The sequence below is a fragment of the Rhodococcus sp. ARC_M12 genome (genome assembly GCF_022810385.1).
GTDB lineage: Bacteria > Actinomycetota > Actinomycetes > Mycobacteriales > Mycobacteriaceae > Rhodococcoides > Rhodococcoides navarretei.
In genome coordinates this window covers 1-20,510 of record NZ_JALGQI010000004.1, presented here as the reverse complement: position 1 = coordinate 20,510, position 20,510 = coordinate 1, and the positions used below count along the sequence as shown (strand labels likewise).

The following is a 20,510-nucleotide window of genomic DNA, read 5'->3' as shown; positions in this document are numbered from 1 at the left end:
ACGGTTGTCGGCTATCCAGCGGAGGTAATACGCGTGGCTCTCATCGTCCAGAAGTACGGTGGATCGTCGGTGGGGACCGCCGAACGTATCCGACGCGTCGCTGAACGAATCGTCGAGACCAAGAAGGCAGGCAACGACGTCGTCGTGGTCGTGTCGGCCATGGGCGACACCACCGACGAACTGCTCGACCTGGCTCAGCAGGTGTGCCCGGCACCGCCGGCCCGCGAGATGGACATGCTGCTCACCTCGGGTGAACGCATCTCCAACGCGCTGGTCGCGATGGCCATCCACTCGCTCGGTGCCGAGGCTCGGTCGTTCACCGGCTCCCAGGCAGGCGTCGTCACCACCAGCGTGCACGGCAACGCCAAGATCATCGACGTCACCCCGGGACGCGTGCGGAGTGCACTCGACGAGGGCTCGATCGTCCTCGTCGCCGGATTTCAGGGCGTCAGCCAGGACAGCAAGGACGTCACCACGCTCGGGCGCGGAGGTTCCGACACCACCGCCGTTGCGCTCGCCGCAGCACTGAACGCAGACGTCTGCGAGATCTACACCGACGTCGACGGCATCTTCACCGCCGATCCGCGCATCGTGCCCAACGCTCGGCACCTCGACACCGTCTCGTTCGAGGAGATGCTGGAGATGGCGGCTTGCGGCGCGAAGGTGCTGATGCTGCGCTGCGTCGAATATGCCCGTCGCTACAACGTTCCCGTTCATGTGCGCTCGTCGTACACCACAAAACCCGGAACGATCGTCTCCGGATCTATGGAGGACATTCCAGTGGAAGAAGCAATTCTCACCGGCGTCGCACACGATCGCAGCGAGGCGAAGGTCACCGTCGTCGGCATCCCCGATTCGCCGGGTTACGCGGGCAAGATCTTCCGCGCCGTCGCCGACGCGGAGATCAACATCGACATGGTGCTGCAGAACGTCTCCAAGATCGACACCGGAAAGACCGACATCACCTTCACCTGCCCCAAGTCGGACGGTCCGACGGCCGTGGAGAAGCTGACCAAGCTGCAGTCCGAGATCGGCTTCGCGCAGGTGCTCTACGACGACCACATCGGCAAGGTCTCGCTCGTCGGCGCAGGAATGAAGACCCACCCCGGCGTCACGGCGACTTTCTGCGAGGCGCTGGCCGAGGCAGGCGTCAACATCGACCTCATCAGCACCTCCGAGATCCGTATCTCGGTGCTGGTCAACGACACTGAGCTGGACGAGGCCGTGCGCGTTTTGCACGCCGCCTTCGATCTCGGCGGCGACGAAGAAGCCGTCGTACACGCAGGAACAGGACGATAGAAGATGACCACAGTTGCAGTGGTAGGAGCTACCGGCCAGGTCGGTGCTGTCATGCGAACCCTGTTGGAGGAGCGCAACTTTCCCGCCGACACCGTTCGATTCTTCGCCTCCGCCAGGTCGGCGGGCAAGAAGCTGCCGTTCCGCGGCGAGGAGATCGTCGTCGAGGACGCGTCCACCGCAGATCTCACCGGCATCGACATCGCGCTGTTCTCGGCCGGTGCCACGCTCTCGCGTGAGCAGGCACCGCGGTTCGCGGCAGCCGGCGCGGTCGTCATCGACAACTCGTCCGCGTTCCGCAAGGACGCCGACGTGCCGTTGGTGGTCAGTGAAGTGAACCCCGAAGCGGCGAAGAACCCGCCCCGCGGCATCATCGCCAACCCCAACTGCACCACCATGGCCGCGATGCCGGTGCTCAAGGTGCTGCACGACGAAGCAGGCCTGCAACGTCTGATCGTCTCGAGCTACCAGGCCGTGTCCGGTAGCGGACTCGCCGGTGTCGAGGAACTCGCCACCCAGGCGCGCGCCGTCATGGGCGACGTCGAAAAGCTGGTGCACGACGGTTCGTCGGTGGATTTCCCGGCCCCGAACAAGTACGTCGCGCCCATCGCCTTCAACGTCCTGCCGCTGGCCGGCGCGTTGGTGGACGACGGATCCGGCGAAACCGACGAGGACCAGAAGCTGCGCAACGAATCGCGCAAGATCCTCGGACTGCCGGACCTGCTGGTCAGCGGAACGTGCGTGCGCGTGCCGGTGTTCACCGGTCACTCGTTGTCGATCAACGCCGAGTTCGATCGTCCGATCTCGGTCGAACGAGCTCGCGAACTGTTGGCCTCGGCACCCGGTGTCTCTCTGGTCGATGTGCCGACGCCTTTGCAAGCGGCAGGCGCGGACGATTCTTTGGTCGGCCGCATCCGTCAGGACCCGGGCGTTCCTGAGGGCCGCGGACTCGCGCTGTTCGTCTCGGGCGACAACCTGCGTAAGGGTGCCGCGCTCAACACCATTCAGATCGCCGAGCTGCTGGTCTGACGCCGTGCGCGTTGTGCGTAGCTGGAGCTACGCACAACGCGCACGAGGGGACACGTCAGTTGAGGCGAAGGCCTTCGGCGGACGCGTCGAAGATGTGCGCATGGGCCTCGTCGATGCGGACGTGGACGCGGTCGCCCTTCTCGGGTGGGCTGCGCCAGTCGGCCCGAGCGACGATCGATTCGGTAGTGCCGTTGATGTCCGCGCGTCCGAACACGAATGCCTCGGAACCGAGTTCCTCGACGACGTCGATCTCGAGAGCAATTCCGCTGTTCGCGATCTCGATGTGCTCGGGCCGAATACCGAACATCACCTCGGTGGCAGAACCGAGGGTCTGACGCGGCACCGGAATCACCTGATCGGCCAGACGGACGCCGCCGTCGGTGACCGGCGCGCGGAACAGGTTCATCGACGGTGAGCCCATGAACCCGGCGACGAATGCATTGACCGGGGTGCGGTACAGCTCGCGCGGTGTGGCGCACTGTTGCAGCACACCACCTTTCAGGACGGCGACGCGATCGCCCATCGTCATGGCCTCGACCTGATCGTGGGTGACGTAGACCGTCGTCGTGCCGAGCCGACGCTGCAACTGAGCGATCTGCGTCCGCGTCTGAACCCTCAGTTTGGCGTCGAGGTTGCTCAAAGGCTCGTCCATGAGGAACACCTGCGGCTGCCGAACGATAGCGCGGCCCATGGCAACTCGCTGACGCTGACCGCCCGACAGCGCCTTGGGCTTGCGGTCGAGGTACGGCTCCAGATCGAGCAGCTTCGCAGCCTCCTCGACGCGAGTGCGAATGTCTTCCTTGTTCGCCTTCGCCAGCTTGAGCGCGAACCCCATGTTCTCGGCGACGGTCATGTGCGGGTACAGCGCGTAGTTCTGGAACACCATCGCGATGTCGCGATCCTTGGGTTCGGAATTGGTGACATCCTTGCCGCCGATGAGGATGCGTCCCGAGTTGACCTCCTCCAGCCCGGCGAGCATACGGAGCGACGTCGACTTGCCGCAGCCGGAGGGGCCGACCAGAACGAGGAACTCACCGTCCGCGATGTGCAGGTCGAGCTCGTTCACCGCGGGGGTGTCGGACCCGGGAAAAAGCCTGGTCGTTCGCTCGAACGAGATTGTTGCCATGACGAAATAGATCCCTCCACCGGCAGGAACGTGCCGGACGATCCGAGTGTGGGGTGACGGCGGAAGCCGACGAGCACATAGTATGTCCCCGATCACAACCAGGAGAGAGGTGGCCGGGCGAGCGGCTCTGTGTCCAGACGAACCGCCCTGCGAGGGCCGGCCGTCGCCGCAGTCGCTGCCGGTGCTGCGGCCCTCCCGGTGGCGTCGACGACGGTGGGCACGACATGGGCGGTTCCAATGAGTTGCAGGGGTACACGTGGCACTGCCACATGCTCGACCACGAGGATCACGAAATGATGTTGCGGTACCGCACCGTCGCTCCCTGACTCACTTACCCCAACCTTTCCGAGTTCGGGAGCCTGTTGCGTTCACAGGCAGGTCGGCCCACACTGACCCTGCCGCGTAGCGCACTCGACAACGGAACGGACCCCGGCAATGGGCAGTGGAACCACATCCGATCCCTGGACTCTCACCACAGCGCCCGGCACATCGGTGTACACCATGTATCGCGAACCCGCCCACGAGCCACCCGCCCTCGTATGCAAGGTGGGGTCGACAACCCTGCGGTACCGCATCGAGGCAGTCGACGATCTGCACGGCTGGCTCACCGAGCGGGCCGAGTGGGTATTGCTCGGTGCCGCGGACGAGAAGAAGCCGGCTGCTTCGGGCACGGTCGAAGCGTGGGGGCGCTCGCCCGACAACCCGGTCGGCGGCTGGTACGGGCTCAGGAACGGATATCGCGGCCGCTTCGGAATGTATCTGCCGCCGCTCCTCGAAGAGCTCGGCCTGGCGGAACTGACCCACAATGCGCGGAACAACAGTATGCGTGCCCTCTAGGGGAGTCGTCGAAAAAAGTCTGTCGGTGGGCGGGTATAGCTTTTGTGGTGTGAAGACATGGGGGGATGTGTTCGGGCTCGGTGACCAGGATTTGGTCTCCGAGCTCGCTGACGTGACATCCCTCGAAAACGCTTTGGCTGCAAAGCGATTGATGCTGCTGGCCGAGATCGACCGACGCGGATTGGCGATGAAGCTCGGGCACTCGTCCGTCACCCGCTGGTACGCCCGGTCGGTTCGGATCACCGACGGATCAGCCGCCCGCCAGAACGCACTGGGGTACTGGCTGCACGATCACCACACCGTGCTCGACGCCCTCGCCTGCGGTGAGATTCACGCCGCGCACGCCGTAGCGATCGCCGAGGGATACGACACCGTGTTGGTCGCCGACCCGACGTTGGGTGAAGATCGCTGCGACGCAATCGTCGCCGAACTCCTCGACACCGCGATGCGCAGCACCGCCGGCCAGGTGAGCTCCCGCGCGCAGGCATTGGCGCATGCTGCCGCGGACGACGCCCGAGCACGACACGAGAAAGACGAGAAGCAACGCCGCGAACAAGAACGGCAGGAACAGGAACGGCGGGATCAGGAGCGGCGGAGAGATGATGCCGCGACCTCGACCGGTAGGCTGCCCGATCCGGAACCTCCTGCACCTGAGCCTGTTTCGCCGACGCCCGCACCGCGACCGGTGTCGGAGAACCCGGACCTGAACCGATTCGACGTTCATCCTCTGGCCAACGGCCGCTTTCAGGTCGGTGGCGACGTCGACCGGCTGCTGGCAGAGAAGCTGCTCACCGCCCTGTCGGAGTTGGCGGCACCGCGGCCAGGACCCGGTGGCGAGCGCGACCCTCGTAGCCCATCGAAGCGCCGGGCCGATGCACTCGATCAGATCCTCGATCGACACCTACGCGGTAGCGCTCGCGGGTCGGCGGGTGGGTCGCGGGCGTCGGTGCACCTGATCGTTCCGCTGCGGGACTTGCTCGCCCACGGCGGAAGAACGGAGTCCTGTTGTACAGCAACGGATTCAGTCGACTCCAGCACGGTCGCGGAGGGATTTTCGAACGCCGGTGGCGGCACCCCTGGCACTGTCCAGCGTCCTGATAGCGTTGCTCGCGGCGGAGCGGCGGCCGGTGGTGGTGGCGGTGTGAACAGAGCCCGGGAGAAGTCTGCGCCCGAGCCGGGCGACGCGGACTGGCCGTTCCACTTCGACTGGACCGGCCCGATCAGTCGCTCCCTCGCCGAGCTCGTCACCTGTGACGCCGACCTGACTCCTGTCATCGTCGACCACAACGGCGTTCCACTCGCGCTCGGGCGAACCACCAGACTCGCCTCCGACGACCAGCGCATCGCTCTGACCATCCGCGACACCTGTTGCGTGATGTGCGGCCGCCCCGCACAGTGGTGCCAAGCCCACCACGTCAGATTCTGGGAACACGGCGGCCGCACCGACCTGAACAACCTCGCGCTGGTGTGCGGAGGATGCCACCGCCTCGTCCACCACGGCGACTGGCAGCTACTCATGGGCGACGACGGACACCCCTACGCCATCCCACCCGAACCCATCGATCCCACAAGGCAACCCATCCCCAGCTACCACCGTCGAAAACAACGAGCTGCGTGAGCTCAGGCGCGCAACGCGCCCTCGAGCAACGTTCCGCTCTGGTTGCGAGGTATCTCGTCGAGGGCAGTGACGGTCTCGGGCACTTCGGACGGCACGATCCGGCCCTTGGCGTGGTCGATCCACCCCTGCCTCGAAACTTCGCAACCGACCTCGGGGACGACGACTGCAGTCACCGCGTTCATCTCACTGGGAGGCGCGCACTTGCGCCCACGCGCTGCTGAGATTGGCGGTCCACGCCGACCTGTGACGACCTCGGTCACCGAGGTTGCGACTGAGGCACTGTCAGCGGTTCCGCTCGGTCCTTCACAGCGAACTCGGTGCGGCTCGAACGCGTCGACTATCGGTCGCTTCCCGGCGTAGGGGTCTCGGGTGCAGGTACGAGGCTGCGGTAGTGCGCCGCGATGTCGCCGGGGGTGGTGAACCAGACGTCGTCGCGGTTGGCGGTCAGGTGCTCGAGGGCAGCGCGGAAACGTCGCAGTCGATAAGGCTGTCCCGTCAGGAACGTGTGTACGGAGATGGCGAGCACCACCGGTTGTCTCGCCGAATTCTCCTTCAGTTCGTCGAAGCTACCGATGATGTTGTGCTCGAAGGCTTCTGCGGTCTGATGGTGATGGACGAACATCGGTAGGTCGTTGATCTCGTGGGGATACGGGACGCTGAGCAGCGGCCCGCCGCGGGTCTGAAGCCACACGGGTTGGTCGTCGACGGGCCAGTCCAAGGTGTACTGGTAACCGCGCTCCGCGAGGAGGTCCTCGGTGACGCGGCTCGGGTTGGCACCGGGGCTCATCCATCCTCGAGGCGGTGTTCCCTCGTGTCGTTCGATCGCGGCGGTGACATCCTCGATGGAGCGGCGCTCCGCATCCTCGTCTTGATCGTTCGGTTGCACGGCATTCGTTCGGCCGTGCGCGACGACCTCGGCGTCGAGTGCTCGGAACGCCGCGGTCAGCTGCGGGGCGTGCTCGTACACCTCGGTGTTGACCAGCAATGTCGGCCGAATCCCGCACTGCTGCAATGTCTCTGCGATGCGGAAGCCGCCGACGCGATTGCCGTATTCACGCCAGCCCCAGTTGTACGTGTTGGGTTGCTCCATCGCGGGCGTGTACCCCAGGCCGGGCTGCCCGTCGTCGTACGGAAAGTGCTCGCAGTTGACCGCGACGTACACCGCGAGACGCGCGCCGCCCGGCCACTCGAACTGTGGCCGATCGACGATGGGGGAGTACTCGAAGCGGCCGTGCGAGGGGAGGGGCATGGCCGGGGTATTGCCCGCGGCGAGCCGGGACAAACTGTCTGTCGGTCGGTGTACGTCGCGGCGTCGACCAGGTGCGTGATCTGTGGGTCCCGTGGCTCGCCCACCTCGAACACTCCAATGGCCGCGAGCTGCGGTGCCAGCTCTTGGAGAGTCGCAATCAGTTCGTCGTGAGCCTCGGTCGCGGGTTCCACGTCGCGGAGCGCCTGCGCATTCGCGATGAACGCCGCCACGGTTCCCTTCCGTATCGGGAGGCCGTCGAACGAGACTCTCTGGCTTCGTCGGGAAGGACGTCCTCGGGACGTACCGAATGGCTGGTCATGGTGGATCCACTGCCCGCTGCCGGCGCGACAGGGAGGTGCGACGGTTGGCTGTCGAGCTGACCTATTGCCTGGAGGCGGATGGGCGGAGTTGTGACAAAACTTAAAGTCAGGCTGGACTGTTTGTTGTTTTGCCGCTACTGTTCCAAGTGTGACTACCGACACAGAGCTCAGCGATGGCGCGCCTACCCCGCGCCGCACGCAGGCCGAACGCACCGCGGGGACGCGCGCAAAGTTGCTCGATGCAGCCATCGAGTGCCTCGTCGAGCTGGGTTTCTCGAAGACCAGCACGCAGGAGATCGCGCGGCGTGCCGGAGTATCCCGTGGAGCGCAGCTGCACCACTTCCCGACCAAGGAGTCGTTGGTGACCGCTGCCGTCGAGCATCTCGTCGACCGCCGCCTCTCCGAAATCTTGGAAGCCGAGCCCGATCCGGAACGTGGACCCGAGATCCTCGCCGACGCGTTCTCGGGCCCGCTGTTCTACGCCGCGCTCGAGCTGTGGGTCGCGGCCCGCACCGATCCGGCTCTGCACGAGGCGATGGTTCCACTCGAACGACGCGTCGCCGAAGCCATTCAGAGCGGTGCCCAGATCGTCATGGGCAGCCGCATGTCCACCGAGTCCATCGAGCTCAGCGTCGAGCTGGCTCGCGGGCTCGCTGTATCGGCTCTGTTCCGTACCCCCGAAGCCGACGCGCAGCTGCGCGATCGGCTCCTCCCCTTCTGGTCCGAAAAGGTGATGGACTCGTGAATTCTGCACTGCCCCAGAAATGCGACGTGCTCGTCGTCGGAGCCGGATTCGCCGGCCTTGCCGCGGTGGCGAAGATCCTCGCCGACGATCCGAATGCCGACGTGACAGTCATCGAACGCGCATCCGACGTGGGCGGCACGTGGCGAGACAACACGTACCCGGGGTGTGCGTGCGACGTGCCGACCTCCCTGTACTCGTTCTCGTTCGCGCCGAGCCCGAAGTGGAGCCACACTTTCGCGCGCCAACCGGAGCTCTTCGACTACCTACGTTCGGTGGTCGATCGTCTGAACCTGCGGGACCGCATCGTCACCGATTGTGAACTGCTGTCGGCAAATTGGAGCGAGATGGATCGGCGGTGGACCGTCGAGACCTCGCGCGGTGCAACGAGCGTCAGAGTCCTCGTGGCGGCGACCGGCGCACTGTCCACCCCCAAGATCCCGGACGTGCCGGGCATCGACACGTTCGGCGGGACGGTGTTCCACTCCGCGACGTGGAACCACGAGCACGATCTCACCGGCGAGCGCGTCGCCGTCATCGGCACCGGCGCGTCTGCAGTGCAGTTCGTGCCCGAGATCGTCGACAAAGCCCAGCGGCTCACGGTCTTTCAGCGCACCCCGGCCTGGGTCATCCCCCGCCTGGACCGCACCATCGGCCGGGTCGAGCGGACTCTGTACGAGAAAGTTCCTGCGGCCCATCGCGCGGTCCGCGGTGTCATCTACGGTTACCGCGAGGCGTATGTGACCGTTCTGGCCGACAACCCGTGGATGCTGCCCGCGGTGAAGGTGTTCGCCAAAGCCAACCTGAAGCGACAGGTCAAGAACCCCGCGACGCGGGCCGCGTTGACCCCCGATTACGCACCCGGCTGCAAACGTCTTCTGCTGTCCAACGATTGGCTGCGGACGCTGGATCGACCCGACGTCGATCTCGTCACATCGGGGCTGACGTCGGTCACCGAGAACGGCGTCGTCGACGCCTCGGGCCGCAACCACGAGGTGGACACCATCATCTTCGCGACGGGGTTCACCCCCACCGAGCCGCCGGTGTCGCATCTGCTGCGCGGCAACGACGGTCGGACACTCGCAGAGCACTGGGGCGGTAGCCCGCAGGCGCATCTCGGGACCACCGTTGCCGGCTTCCCGAACCTGTTCCTGATGTACGGCCCCAACACCAACCTCGGGCACAGTTCCATCGTCTACATGCTCGAGTCGCAGGCCAACTACGTGGTATCTGCGCTGAACGAGATGAAGGACCGCAGGATCGCGGCCGTCGAGGTCAACGAGTCTGCTCAGCGGCAACACAATTCGTGGGTCGATTCCGAGCTCGACGGCACCGTGTGGAATGCGGGTGGCTGCTCGAGCTGGTACCTCGACGCCAACGGTCGCAACTCCACGATGTGGCCTACCTACACATTCCGGTTCCGCAACAAGACGCGAGAGTTCGATGTCTCGAACTATCGGATCGTCTCCGACACTCTCGAATCAGACAACGAGGTGGTATCCGCATGAGCGACTACGACGTTTTGATCATCGGCTCCGGTTTCGGCGGCAGTGTCGCCGCACTGCGGGCCGTCGAGAAGGGCTACCGGGTGGCGGTTCTCGAATCCGGTCGCCGGTTCGAGGACGACGAGCTCCCGAAGACCAGCTGGCGGTTGCGTAAGTATCTGTGGGCTCCGGCGCTGGGTTGCTATGGGGTGCAGCGTATCCACCTGCTACCCGATGTGCTGGTGATGGCGGGTGCGGGTGTCGGCGGAGGTTCGCTGAACTACGCGAACACGCTGTACCAACCCCCGGCCAAGTTCTTCGAGGACCCGCAGTGGGGTTCGATCACCGATTGGCAGCGCGAGCTGAATCCGTACTACGACCAGGCCCGCCGGATGCTCGGCGTCGAGACCAACCCGACCATCACCGCCTCGGACAAGGTGATGAAAGAGGTGGCCGAGGACATGGGTGTGGGCGACACGTTCACCTCGACTCCGGTCGGTGTCTACTTCGGTGATCGTGGCAAAACTGCACCCGACCCGTTCTTCGGTGGTGCCGGGCCCGAGCGCACCGGCTGCACCGAATGCGGAGCGTGCATGACCGGCTGCCGCGTCGGCGCGAAGAACACTCTCGTCAAGAACTACCTCTATCTCGCGGAACACGCTGGCGCACAGGTTCTTCCGTTGACCACCGTGGTGGACGTGCGGCCGAACGGCACCGGCTACGACGTGGTGACGCGTCGGACCGGCGGGAAGCTGCGTCGCAAGGAAAAGACCATCACCGCCGATCAGGTGATCTTCTCGGCCGGCACCTACGGCACCCAGAAGCTGATGCTCGCTGCCAAGGAGAAGGGCTCGTTGCCGCGGATGTCCGAGCGGATCGGTTCGCTCGTGCGCACCAACTCCGAGGCCGTGCTCGCGGCGACCGCCCGCGGCCGTGAGGTCGACTACCACGAGGGCGTGGCGATCACGTCGTCGTTCCACCCGGACGATCACACGCATATCGAGCCGGTGCGATACGGCAAGGGCAGCAACGCCATCGGCCTCCTGCAGACCGTGCTCAGCGACGGCGGCGGAAAGGTGCCGCGGATCCTCAAGACCCTCGGCGTCGCGTTGCGTCACCCCGGCGCTGCGGCGCGCAGCCTGTCGGTCCATCGTTGGTCGGAGCGAACCGTCATCGCACTGGTGATGCAGACCGATGACAACTCGCTCGAGCTCGGATCGAAGAAGGGTCCGTTCGGGCGCCGCCTCACCAGCAGGCCCGGTGCGGGTGATCCACCGCCGCAGTGGATTCCGCAGGGGCACGAGGCCATTCGCCTGCTTGCGGACAAGATCGGCGGTGACCCGGGCGGATCGATCGCCGAGATCGTCAACATTCCGATGACCGCGCACTTCCTCGGTGGCTGCGCGATCGGCGACTCGCCGCAGACCGGAGTGATCGACGGGTACCAACGGGTCTACGGCTACGAAGGACTGCACGTGCTCGACGGTTCTGCCGTCAGCGCCAACCTCGGTGTCAATCCGTCCCTGACGATCACGGCGCAGTCCGAGCGAGTAATGGCGTTGTGGCCGAACAAGGGTGAGCCCGACAAGCGTCCCGCAGTGGGCAGCGAGTACCAGGAAGTTGCACCCACGCAGCCGGTTCGCCCGGTGGTGCCGGTGTCTGCGCCGGGAGCCCTGCGGCTCCCCCTGACCGTCGTGGGGAGGGATTCCTGATGTGGAGTGTCACCGAATCCGAGACCGAGCGCACCGATTGGCCGGCCAGTCCGGCAGCGCCGTGGCCTGCGAATGTCCGCGCCACGATCTGGTGGCATCGGGCCCGGTCGTCGGACTTCGCACCCGCCGGTGCGAAGACGTTGCCGATCACGATGTGCATGGTCGTCGATTACACGACGTCGCCGGTCGGCCCGTACCGCGAGATCCTGGCGAGTCCGGCGCTGCGCCGAGACGTCGGACGCGTGCCTCGGATGGCGGTGCCGTTCATCGCCGTCGATTCCGCGACATCGGTGCACGGGGGCCGGACCAACTGGCACCTGCCCAAGGTGCTGGCCGACTTCGAGGGCGACGTGCTGGGCGAGGCCGGGGCGAGTGGTGGTGAATGGTCGGTCCGGACGACATCCCGCGGCGTCGGGCCGCAATTCCCGATGCTCGGCTCCATCGGTTTCGCGCAGCCGGTGTCCGGCGGCTCGGCCGTCGCCAGCTCGAGCCTGAAGGGCAAGGCGAGGTTGGCCAGGGTCGAGGTCGACGCCAAGGGCCCGACGTTGAGTCGCTGGATGCCGTCGGGCACGTATTTCGGGTTGCAGATCGTGTCGGGGTCGATGCGGACGGGTGAAGCGCGCCTGGTCGGGTAGCCGTCGACCGCTTTTCTTGACTTAGTCCAGATTAGGGGCATACTGGAGTGCATGCAGCTCACCGAACGCGTCGACCCCGCAGCGCAGTTGCGCTCGGTCGGTCTTCGCGTCACCGGACCTCGAGTTGCAGTCCTGAATGCGGTCACAGCCCGACCGCATTCGGACGCCGACGACATCGCTGCCGCCGTCCGTGAGAGCGGCGGCTCGGTGTCGACTCAGGCCGTCTACGACGTGCTCAGGGCCAGCGTGGACGCAGGTCTGCTACGTCGCATCGAACCTGCCGGTTCGGCCGCGCTGTACGAGAGCCGGACGGCCGACAACCACCACCACCTCGTATGCCGGGGGTGCCATGTGGTGGTCGATGTCGACTGCGTTGTCGGAGCAGCACCCTGTCTCGTGCCCGAGGACACCCACGGATTTGTCGTCGACGAAGCCGAAATCGTCTTCTGGGGTTTGTGCGACGACTGCACGAGGCATTCCGTCTGACACTGCGGTCCAGCGTAGGGCCGCTCGGTTTCACAGATTTTTCGAAGAGCAGCCCTCTTCGATTCTATTCAGCCCTTCAGGAGGCTTCGTATGACCAAGCCGATCAGCAACAAGACGACCACCAGCAACTCGGGAATCCCCGTCCCCAGCGACGATCAGTCGCTGACCGCCGGAACGCAGGGTCCGATTCTTCTGCACGACCACTACCTCATCGAGAAGATGGCGCAGTTCAACCGTGAGCGGGTCCCGGAGCGCGTCGTGCACGCCAAGGGTGCGGGCGCGTTCGGTGAACTCGAAATCACCGGCGATATCAGCAAGTACACCAAGGCGAAGGCGTTGCAGCCCGGTGCCAAGACCGAGATGCTGGCGCGCTTCTCCACCGTCGCGGGCGAGCAGGGCAGCCCCGACACCTGGCGTGACCCGCGTGGCTTCTCGCTGAAGTTCTACACCGAGGAAGGCAACTGGGACCTCGTCGGCAACAACACCCCGATCTTCTTCGTCAAGGACCCGATCAAGTTCCAGGACTTCATCCGTAGCCAGAAGCGTATGCCCGACTCCGGTCTGCGTGACAACAACATGCAGTGGGACTTCTGGACCCTCTCGCCCGAGTCGGCGCACCAGGTGACGTGGCTCATGGGTGACCGCGGTATCCCCAAGTCGTTCCGTCACATGGACGGGTTCGGGTCGCACACGTACCAGCTCATCGCCGAGGACGGCACGAAGACCTGGGTGAAGTTCCACTTCAAGACCGATCAGGGTATCGACTTCCTGACGCAGGACAAGGCGGACGAGGTTGCGGGTACATCACCCGATCATCACCGTCAGGACCTCTTCGGATCCATCAAGAACGGCGACTTCCCGAGCTGGACCCTCAAGGTGCAGCTCATGCCGTACGACGAGGCCGAGAACTACAAGTACAACCCGTTCGACCTCACCAAGGTCTGGTCGCAGAAGGACTACCCGTTGATCGAGGTCGGCAAGATGACCTTGAACCGCAACCCGGAGAACTTCTTCGCGCAGATCGAGCAGAGCTCGTTCGAGCCGTCCAACACCGTGCCCGGCATCGGTTTCAGCCCCGACAAGATGCTGCTCGGACGCGTCTTCTCCTACGCCGACGCGCACCGGTACCGCATCGGAGCGAACTACGCGCAGCTGCCGGTCAACGCCCCGAAGTCCGAGGTCAACTCGTACTCCAAGGACGGCAACATGCGGTACTCGTTCAACTCCCCGGAGACGCCGGTCTACGCGCCGAACTCGTTCGGCGGCCCGTCGGCGGACACGAACAAGTACGGCGACGACGGCGCGTGGGACTTCGAGCCTCGTTTCGTGCGCACCGGATACATCGAGCACCCCGAGGACGGCGACTTCGTGCAAGCGGGAGCACTGGTCCGCGAGGTCATGGATGACGCGCAGCGCGAGCGTCTCGTCGGGAACATCGTCGGACACGTCCTCAACGGCGTCAGCGAGCCGGTCCTGAGCCGCGTGTTCGAGTACTGGACCAACGTCGATCCCGACCTCGGCAAGAAGGTCGAGGAAGGCGTTCGGTCGCAGCAGGACGAGACCGCGCCGACCACCGGTGCAGGCGCGATCGACGATCCCGCCGACGAAGCCGCCAAGGTCTGATCCGTTCGACCATGGGATCGGCGTCACAGCAATGATGGCGTCGATCCGGAACAACGCGTGGCCACATGCCGTTGTGTAGTACAGACGGAAGAACAATAATGGTGTGCGATGCATACCGTCGTCCAACGGCAGGGAGGCCACATCATGACGAACCCCATCACCAGCACCCTCGACGCAGGTCAGCAGAAAATTGCCGGCGACGCTCTTCAGGGGACCGTGGTCGATCTCATCGACCTCTCGCTCATCGCGAAGCAGGCGCACTGGAACGTGATCGGTAAGAACTTCCGGTCGGTGCACCTCGAGCTCGACGAGTTGGTCACGGCCGCACGTGAATTCACCGACCAGGCTGCCGAGCGCGCCACCGCTATCGGGGTCAGCCCCGATGGTCGCGCAGCCACCGTCTCCTCGACGGCGGGCACCAAGGGCTTCGGTGCCGGATGGACCCAGGACAGCGAGGTCGTACCGGCCGTCGTCGACAACATCGCGGCCGTCGTCGAGCGTCTTCGCGGACGCATCGCCGACACCGGCGAAGCCGATCCGGTGACACAGGACCTGCTCATCGGCATCACAGCACGGCTCGAGCAGCTGCACTGGATGTGGCAGGCCCAGGCCAGCTGACGTTTCTTCGCTTCGACAGGCCCCTCGCGCACAGCGGGGGGCCCGTTGTTTGCCTGCACCACCCCCGGGTATCCGACGGTCATGCCTGTTTCCAAGCCGACGGTCGACGCAGTTCTGCTCGACATCGACGGCACCCTCGTCGATTCCAACTACGTGCACGTCGACGCCTGGTCGCGTGCTTTTCGTGAGGCCGGCCGGCCTGTTCCGTCGTGGCGAATCCACCGGAGCATCGGGATGGATGGGTCGAAATTGCTCGAGGCGCTCGTCGGATCATCGGACAGCGCGCTGGCCGGCGAGGCGAAGAGGCTGCACGGTGAGTACTACGCCGCAGCGTCGAAAGGTCTCGAAGTGCTACCCGGTGCTCGGGAACTGTTGGCGGACTTGAATTCTCGAGGAGTCACCGTCGTGCTCGCAACGTCGGCTCCCGAGAGTGAACTGTCCACGTTGCGCGATCTGCTCGAGGTCGAGGATTCCGTCGAAGTGGTGACGAGCGGTGACGATGCCGAGGTCGCCAAGCCCGAGCCCGACATCATCGCGGTCGCACTCGGGCGGGCAGGCGTCCAGGCTGTCGACGCACTGATGGTGGGCGACAGTGTGTGGGACATCGAATCGGCCGGTCGCGCGGGCGTACGCGCCATCGGCGTTCGCAGTGGCGGTATCTCGCGCGGCGAATTGCTCGACGCGGGAGCAGTAGCAGTGTTCGAAGACCCGGCCGATCTGCTGGCCAACATCGAGAAAAGCCCCATCTATTCCGGCGAAAAGGCAAGTGCTTGAACGAGTTCCGCAAGCCGTACCCCAGGGTCGACGGTTACGTTCCCATCGAGAGCTACGGCGCGATCGGCGACGGTCGTACTGTCGCGATGATCGCCGACGACGGCCGGATCGACTGGTTCCCGGTTCCGAATCTCGACTCACCGCCGCCGTTCGCCGCGCTGCTCGACGCGCCACACGGCGGCTACATCGAACTGACGCCGACAGGCGAATTCACCGTCGGACGTGAATTCGTCGCAGGCACAAACGTTCTGAGCACGACGTTCCGTACCGACACCGGTACCGTCCGGATCACGGACTCGCTCAACACGGGCGTGGCCGGACGGTTGCCCTGGGTGGAGTTGGCCCGCCGCGTCGAGGGACTCGACGGCACTGTCGAACTGGCATGGTCGGTGGCGCCGGGCACCATGCTCGGCATCGCGTCGCCGTGGGCGTACGACACCGAGCACGGCACCGTTCTGCGCGTGGACGGATTGACCTTGGCGGTGCGGACTCTGGGCATCGAGGACGTGCACGTGGCCGACCGCGACATCGGTGGCGTTTTCGATACCCACCCTGGCTCGCGGCACGTACTGGGTGTCGTAGGGACGGAGAACGAGCCGCTGCCGCTGCCCGATCCGCAGCACGTGGACGAGGGGATCGACCGGACCATCGACAACTGGCGCGTCTGGTCCGACGAGTTCTCCTACGACGGGCCGTGGTCGGAGCACGTGGCTCGGAGTGCGCTGGCCCTGAAGTTGCTGTTGCACAGCCCGTCCGGTGCGATCGCGGCTGCTGCGACGACCTCGCTTCCCGAGAACCGGACCGGCGGCAAGAATTGGGACTACCGCTACGCGTGGGTTCGTGATGCCGCGTACACCATCCGCGCGCTGCAACGATTCGGTCTTCGTGAGGAGATCCATGCCGCGGTCGCGTGGTTACTGAAGGTCATTCGCTTCAACGACCCGTTGGTCAACGTGTTCTACACCCTGGGCGGCGAGCTGCCCGGAGGGACGGAGCAACCCGACGTGCCCGGCTGGCGGGGCATCGGACCGGTGGTCAACGGCAACGCTGCTGCAGATCAGCTGCAGTTGATGATCTTCGGGGATCTGTTCTCCATCATCCGGCAGTACGTCGACGCCGGGAACATCCTCGATGCGCCGACGGGTCGGCTGCTCGCCACCATCGCCGACGAGGCGTGCGATTCGTGGCAGCGCAAGGACGCCGGGATCTGGGAACTCGAGGACGAGCAGCACTACACCAGCTCCAAATTGGGTTGTTGGCAGGCGCTCGACTGCGCTGTACACCTCGCGGAGGCCGGTGAGATCCCGGGCATACCGGATCGATGGAAGGCCGAGAAGGAACGCATCCGGCACTACATCGAGACCGAGTGTTGGTCCGACGAGCGTCAGGCCTATCTCGCGTACCCGGGTGCCGACGGACTCGACGCATCCGTGCTGTTGGCCGCCGAGATGGATTTCGATCGTGGAGAACGCCTTTCGTCCACCATCGATGCACTCGGCGACGAGCTCGGTGCCGGACCGTTGATGTATCGCTACAGCGGAGTGGCCGAGGAAGAGGTCACCTTCGTGGCCTGCGCGTTCTGGCGGGTGTCGGCTCTGTCGTGCGTGGGACGCGACGACGAGGCGAAGGCCTTGATGGACCAGTTGGTGGAGATGTCCAACGACGTCGGACTGTACAGCGAAATGATCGATGCTTCGGATGGATCGTTTCTGGGTAACTTCCCGCAGGGCTTGAGCCACCTGGCCCTGGTGAATGCGGCGTTGACCATCGCGCGCTCGCACGACGCCACGGCCTGACATCGACCTCGAAAGCAAAGTGGGATTGTATGGATCTGGGAATCGACGGTAGAACAGCACTGGTGACCGGAGCGGACTCCGGCATCGGCTGGCACACCGCGAAAATGCTGTTGGCCGAGGGTGTTCGGGTTGTGATCAGCGACAAGGATCAGACCTCGCTCGACGACGCTGCAGCGCAACTCGACGCAGCGGAGGGGCAGTTGTTCGCGTTCGCTGCGGACGTGACCGACACTGAGGCCGTCGAGAACTTGGCGGCGCAGACGCAGCGGGCCGTGGGGGACATCGACATTCTCGTGCAATCCTCCGGCGTGACCGGCGCTCAGGGACTGTTCCACGAGATCGACGAGGAGGGCTGGCGGTCCACCCTCGACATCGACCTGATGGGGCCTGTTCGGCTGCTGCGGGCATTCCTGCCTGCGCTCCGACGCGGCGGCTGGGGACGCGTCGTGTTGCTGACCTCCGAGGACGCCGTGCAGCCGTACGACGACGAATTGCCCTACTGCTCAGCCAAAGCTGGGGTCCTGGCCCTGGCCAAGGGGCTCTCACGCAGCTACGCGTCGGAGGGCCTGCTGGTCAATGCGGTCTCGCCGGCATTCATTCACACCCCGATGACCGACGCGATGATGGACAAGCGCGCCGAAGAAAAGGGAACCGACCGCGACGGGGCCATCGAGAGCTTCCTCGACGAGGAGCGTCCGTACATGGAACTCGGACGCCGCGGTGAGCCCGAGGAGGTTGCCTCGGTGATCACGTTCCTGTGCTCGGATCGCGCGTCCTTCGTCAACGGATCGAACTACCGAGTCGACGCCGGTTCCGTCGCAACTATCTAGGAGATACCTATGACCAATTTCGGATACACCTTGATGACCGAGCAGAGCGGCCCCAAAGAGCTGGTGCAGTACGCAGTCGGTGCCGAGAAGGTCGGCTTCGACTTCGAGGTCGCCAGTGACCACTACTCGCCGTGGCTGTCGTCGATGGGGCATTCGCCCTACGCCTGGACCACATTGGGTGCGGTGGCTCAGGCCACCGAACGCGTCGAGCTGATGACGTACGTGACGTGCCCGATCATCAGGTACCACCCGGCCGTCGTCGCACAGAAGGCCGCGACGCTGCAGATCCTGGCCGACGGACGCTTCACCCTCGGCCTCGGCAGCGGTGAGAACCTCAACGAGCACGTCGTAGGCGAGGGCTGGCCGTCCATCGACAAGCGGCAGGACATGTTCGTCGAGGCGCTGGAGATCATCAGGGCACTGCACGCCGGCGGCCTGGTCACCTACGACGGCAAGCACTTTCGCGTCGACTCCGCCCGGATCTGGGACATGCCCGAGGGTGGGGTGCCGATCGGTATCGCAGCCGGCGGCGAGAAGGCCGTGGCACGGTTCGCCGAGTACGGCGATCACCTCATTGCCACCGAACCCGACGCCGACCTCGTCAAGGCGTGGTCGGACAACCACGAAGGACCGGCACGCTCCATCGGCCAGATCCCCATCTCCTGGGATCCGGACAAGGACGCGGCCATCGATCGCGCACACGATCGATTCCGCTGGTTCGCCGGTGGCTGGGCCGTCAACGCCGATCTTCCGACGACGGCGGGATTCGCTGGAGCCACCAAGTTCGTGCGCAAAGAGGATGTGGCCGAGACGATTCCGTGTGGACCGGACCTCGACGCCATCGTCGAGGCCGTGAAGCCGTACTGGGAGGCCGGGTACACCGACATCGCACTCGTGCAGGTGGGCGACGAAACTCAGGAACGCTTCCTGGCCGAGGCCGCAGGCCCGCTGCTGGAGAAGCTGCGCGCTGCGTCCAGCTGACCCGACTTTTCGACGAGACCCCGATCGAGACCGTCGACCGGGGTCTCGTCATCGTGTGGTGTCCTACGGAGCCAGGGTCGACAGATTCTTCGAGATGCTCGACGTCAGTGCCTTACCGACGATTGCAGCGAGTCCGGGGACGGGCGCGTCGAATCCGATCGTGTAGTCGAGCTCGGTGCCCCCGTCGGCGGTGGGCGTCAACTTCTGCACGCCCCAGTGCCCACGTAGCGGACCGCCCTTGGTGATGCGGTACTCGATCAGCGAGTTGGGCTCGGACGTGATGGTGGTTTCCTCGAAAGCGGGCATCGGCCCGAGCTTGAGACTCCGGGTAGAGCCGACTCCGTTGCGCGAGGTGTCGCCGTCGCGCACGCGGTCGATCTTTGCCAGGAACAATGGGCCCAGGTTCTCGTGTTCGGACAATGCCGCGAAGACGACGTCGGGAGGCGAGGAGAACCGATGGGTGACATGAACGCGGGTTGGTGTCGGCATGACTCACAGTAGCGTCGATCGGGCAAAGAAAAAGGACCCACGCGAGTGGGTCCTTTTCTCTGTCCAACTGTCGGGGTGGCGGGATTCGAACCCACGACCTCTTCGTCCCGAACGAAAAGCAGGCTGATTCACTGACCTGCAAGCGATTCGAGTAGCTGATTGTTCTCCTGTTCAGACCACTTCTCCTAGCGTTGGTGAAGTGAGTCAGTGAGAGCTAACAGTGGCAGTGCTGCGGACTGACTGCGGACTACTCGAACGCCCGTGCGCATCATTCCAGCATCGTTAGCAACCCGAACCGACACCGAGGTTTCGCTACGGATGTTGGTCTGTTGTCGTCCTGTTTTGGCTGGCTTGTGCTCACGTTCCCCCCTATTAAGAAGGGGGGGAAACGTGATTGCTAGGTGCGTGATTGGCGTGTGTGTTGCCGTGATTGCTTGACCTGGGGTTATGCAGTGGGCGTGATTGGGCGTGATTGGTTTGTGTGTGTTTTGGGCGTGTTTGGGTGCGTGATTGGCTGACCTGGGGTTTTATGGTCTGGCGTGATTGGGCGTGATCGCTCGGAGGGGGCATGTTGTGTCGGTGAGACGTTGGGTCGCAGTTGGCTCGGTGGGTGTGGTGGCTACGGGTGGTTCGGGCTTCGGCGCGTGGCTGTTGGGTGCTGAGTTCGGGACGGTCGCTGATTGGGTGGCGGCTGTCGGCACGATCGCGGCTGTTGGATTCGCGGTGACGGAGATTCGGTGTCAATGGACATCGGGAAGTGACCACAGGCGGTCACGAGAACTGCCCATGGGTGGCCAACAAGAACTGACCGGTGGCGGACACGAATCTGCCCATGTCGGGTTTGTCCGCCACCGGTCGAGCATCA

19 protein-coding genes and 1 pseudogene are annotated in these 20,510 nt (G+C 64.8%); 16 read left to right on the top strand and 4 right to left on the bottom strand.

What is annotated here, in order from left to right; all coding sequences use genetic code 11:
- Positions 1–33: 33 nt before the first annotated feature.
- Positions 34–1,299, top strand: coding sequence for an aspartate kinase (locus MTX35_RS06710; RefSeq protein ID WP_037187823.1), 1,266 nt, complete (start codon positions 34–36; stop codon positions 1,297–1,299).
- Positions 1,300–1,302: 3 nt separating this feature from the next.
- Positions 1,303–2,325, top strand: coding sequence for an aspartate-semialdehyde dehydrogenase (locus MTX35_RS06705; protein ID WP_243594228.1), 1,023 nt, complete (start codon positions 1,303–1,305; stop codon positions 2,323–2,325).
- A gap of 55 nt (positions 2,326–2,380) precedes the next feature.
- Here MTX35_RS06705 and MTX35_RS06700 read toward each other — a convergent pair whose 3' ends face one another.
- Positions 2,381–3,451, bottom strand: a complete 1,071-nt coding sequence (locus MTX35_RS06700; protein WP_243594227.1) for an ABC transporter ATP-binding protein — start codon at positions 3,449–3,451, stop codon at positions 2,381–2,383.
- A 212-nt stretch (positions 3,452–3,663) separates the two neighbouring features.
- On the opposite strand from MTX35_RS06700, the pseudogene MTX35_RS06695 reads away from it, so the two are divergent.
- The 3 genes and pseudogenes from MTX35_RS06695 to MTX35_RS06685 form a co-directional block, all read left to right on the top strand.
- A pseudogene (locus MTX35_RS06695) lies at positions 3,664–3,777 on the top strand (multicopper oxidase domain-containing protein); the annotation flags it as partial.
- Positions 3,778–3,886: 109 nt separating this feature from the next.
- Complete coding sequence (locus MTX35_RS06690; protein WP_243594226.1) at positions 3,887–4,288, top strand: DUF6855 family protein; 402 nt, start codon at positions 3,887–3,889, stop codon at positions 4,286–4,288.
- Between the two features lie 49 nt (positions 4,289–4,337).
- Positions 4,338–5,906 (top strand): HNH endonuclease signature motif containing protein, encoded by a 1,569-nt coding sequence (locus tag MTX35_RS06685; RefSeq protein WP_243594225.1) that lies wholly within the window; start codon positions 4,338–4,340, stop codon positions 5,904–5,906.
- Positions 5,907–5,908: 2 nt separating this feature from the next.
- Here the strand turns inward: MTX35_RS06685 and MTX35_RS06680 are convergent, their stop codons facing one another.
- Together MTX35_RS06680 and MTX35_RS06675 are read right to left on the bottom strand one after the other, a co-directional pair.
- A complete protein-coding gene (locus tag MTX35_RS06680) occupies positions 5,909–6,079 on the bottom strand; it encodes a hypothetical protein (RefSeq protein ID WP_243594224.1) in 171 nt (56 codons plus the stop codon).
- Positions 6,080–6,243: 164 nt separating this feature from the next.
- A complete protein-coding gene (locus MTX35_RS06675) occupies positions 6,244–7,155 on the bottom strand; it encodes a polysaccharide deacetylase family protein (RefSeq protein ID WP_243594223.1) in 912 nt (303 codons plus the stop codon).
- Between the two features lie 468 nt (positions 7,156–7,623).
- Here MTX35_RS06675 and MTX35_RS06670 point away from each other — a divergent pair, with 468 nt between their 5' ends.
- From MTX35_RS06670 to MTX35_RS06620, 11 genes are all read left to right on the top strand, one after another.
- Positions 7,624–8,220: a TetR/AcrR family transcriptional regulator gene (locus MTX35_RS06670; RefSeq protein ID WP_243594222.1), complete on the top strand. Its 597-nt coding sequence runs from the start codon at positions 7,624–7,626 to the stop codon at positions 8,218–8,220.
- Positions 8,217–9,725, top strand: a complete 1,509-nt coding sequence (locus MTX35_RS06665) for an NAD(P)/FAD-dependent oxidoreductase (protein ID WP_243594221.1) — start codon at positions 8,217–8,219, stop codon at positions 9,723–9,725. Before MTX35_RS06670 ends, MTX35_RS06665 begins: the two co-directional genes overlap by 4 nt.
- Positions 9,722–11,413 carry a GMC oxidoreductase gene (locus MTX35_RS06660; protein ID WP_243594220.1) on the top strand — a complete coding sequence of 564 codons (1,692 nt, stop codon included), beginning with the start codon at positions 9,722–9,724 and terminating at the stop codon, positions 11,411–11,413. Before MTX35_RS06665 ends, MTX35_RS06660 begins: the two co-directional genes overlap by 4 nt.
- The gene (locus tag MTX35_RS06655; RefSeq protein WP_243594219.1) at positions 11,413–12,048 is read left to right on the top strand and encodes an acetoacetate decarboxylase family protein; all 636 of its coding nucleotides are present in this window, start codon (positions 11,413–11,415) and stop codon (positions 12,046–12,048) included. The genes MTX35_RS06660 and MTX35_RS06655 overlap by 1 nt, the downstream gene beginning before the upstream one ends.
- 51 nt (positions 12,049–12,099) lie before the next feature.
- A complete protein-coding gene (locus tag MTX35_RS06650) occupies positions 12,100–12,534 on the top strand; it encodes a Fur family transcriptional regulator (RefSeq protein WP_243594218.1) in 435 nt (144 codons plus the stop codon).
- 102 nt (positions 12,535–12,636) lie between these two features.
- A complete protein-coding gene (locus MTX35_RS06645) occupies positions 12,637–14,157 on the top strand; it encodes a catalase (protein ID WP_308198111.1) in 1,521 nt (506 codons plus the stop codon).
- 144 nt (positions 14,158–14,301) lie between these two features.
- The gene (locus MTX35_RS06640) at positions 14,302–14,775 is read left to right on the top strand and encodes a Dps family protein (RefSeq protein ID WP_032380678.1); all 474 of its coding nucleotides are present in this window, start codon (positions 14,302–14,304) and stop codon (positions 14,773–14,775) included.
- A gap of 81 nt (positions 14,776–14,856) precedes the next feature.
- A complete protein-coding gene (locus MTX35_RS06635; protein WP_243594216.1) occupies positions 14,857–15,549 on the top strand; it encodes an HAD family hydrolase in 693 nt (230 codons plus the stop codon).
- Positions 15,546–17,345: a glycoside hydrolase family 15 protein gene (locus tag MTX35_RS06630; protein WP_243594215.1), complete on the top strand. Its 1,800-nt coding sequence runs from the start codon at positions 15,546–15,548 to the stop codon at positions 17,343–17,345. The genes MTX35_RS06635 and MTX35_RS06630 overlap by 4 nt, the downstream gene beginning before the upstream one ends.
- Before the next feature lie 29 nt (positions 17,346–17,374).
- On the top strand, positions 17,375–18,175 hold the full coding sequence (locus MTX35_RS06625) for an SDR family NAD(P)-dependent oxidoreductase (RefSeq protein WP_243594214.1): 801 nt from the start codon (positions 17,375–17,377) through the stop codon (positions 18,173–18,175).
- Positions 18,176–18,184: 9 nt separating this feature from the next.
- Complete coding sequence (locus MTX35_RS06620; protein ID WP_243594213.1) at positions 18,185–19,156, top strand: LLM class F420-dependent oxidoreductase; 972 nt, start codon at positions 18,185–18,187, stop codon at positions 19,154–19,156.
- 63 nt (positions 19,157–19,219) lie between these two features.
- Here MTX35_RS06620 and MTX35_RS06615 read toward each other — a convergent pair whose 3' ends face one another.
- Entirely contained in the window at positions 19,220–19,645 is a 426-nt protein-coding gene (locus tag MTX35_RS06615) for an SRPBCC family protein (RefSeq protein ID WP_243594212.1), read from the bottom strand.
- Positions 19,646–20,510 lie beyond the last annotated feature (865 nt).

Bases quoted from the DNA above. Each gene is read 5' to 3' on its own strand.
- MTX35_RS06705 (WP_243594228.1), top strand. From the start codon at position 1,303: ATGACCACAGTTGCAGTGGTAGGAGCTACCGGCCAGGTCGGTGCTGTC.
- MTX35_RS06700 (WP_243594227.1), bottom strand. From the start codon at position 3,451: ATGGCAACAATCTCGTTCGAGCGAACGACCAGGCTTTTTCCCGGGTCC.
- MTX35_RS06690 (WP_243594226.1), top strand. From the start codon at position 3,887: ATGGGCAGTGGAACCACATCCGATCCCTGGACTCTCACCACAGCGCCC.
- MTX35_RS06675 (WP_243594223.1), bottom strand. From the start codon at position 7,155: ATGCCCCTCCCCTCGCACGGCCGCTTCGAGTACTCCCCCATCGTCGAT.
- MTX35_RS06660 (WP_243594220.1), top strand. From the start codon at position 9,722: ATGAGCGACTACGACGTTTTGATCATCGGCTCCGGTTTCGGCGGCAGT.
- MTX35_RS06655 (WP_243594219.1), top strand. From the start codon at position 11,413: ATGTGGAGTGTCACCGAATCCGAGACCGAGCGCACCGATTGGCCGGCC.
- MTX35_RS06650 (WP_243594218.1), top strand. From the start codon at position 12,100: ATGCAGCTCACCGAACGCGTCGACCCCGCAGCGCAGTTGCGCTCGGTC.
- MTX35_RS06640 (WP_032380678.1), top strand. From the start codon at position 14,302: ATGACGAACCCCATCACCAGCACCCTCGACGCAGGTCAGCAGAAAATT.
- MTX35_RS06635 (WP_243594216.1), top strand. From the start codon at position 14,857: ATGCCTGTTTCCAAGCCGACGGTCGACGCAGTTCTGCTCGACATCGAC.
- MTX35_RS06625 (WP_243594214.1), top strand. From the start codon at position 17,375: ATGGATCTGGGAATCGACGGTAGAACAGCACTGGTGACCGGAGCGGAC.
- MTX35_RS06620 (WP_243594213.1), top strand. From the start codon at position 18,185: ATGACCAATTTCGGATACACCTTGATGACCGAGCAGAGCGGCCCCAAA.
- MTX35_RS06615 (WP_243594212.1), bottom strand. From the start codon at position 19,645: ATGCCGACACCAACCCGCGTTCATGTCACCCATCGGTTCTCCTCGCCT.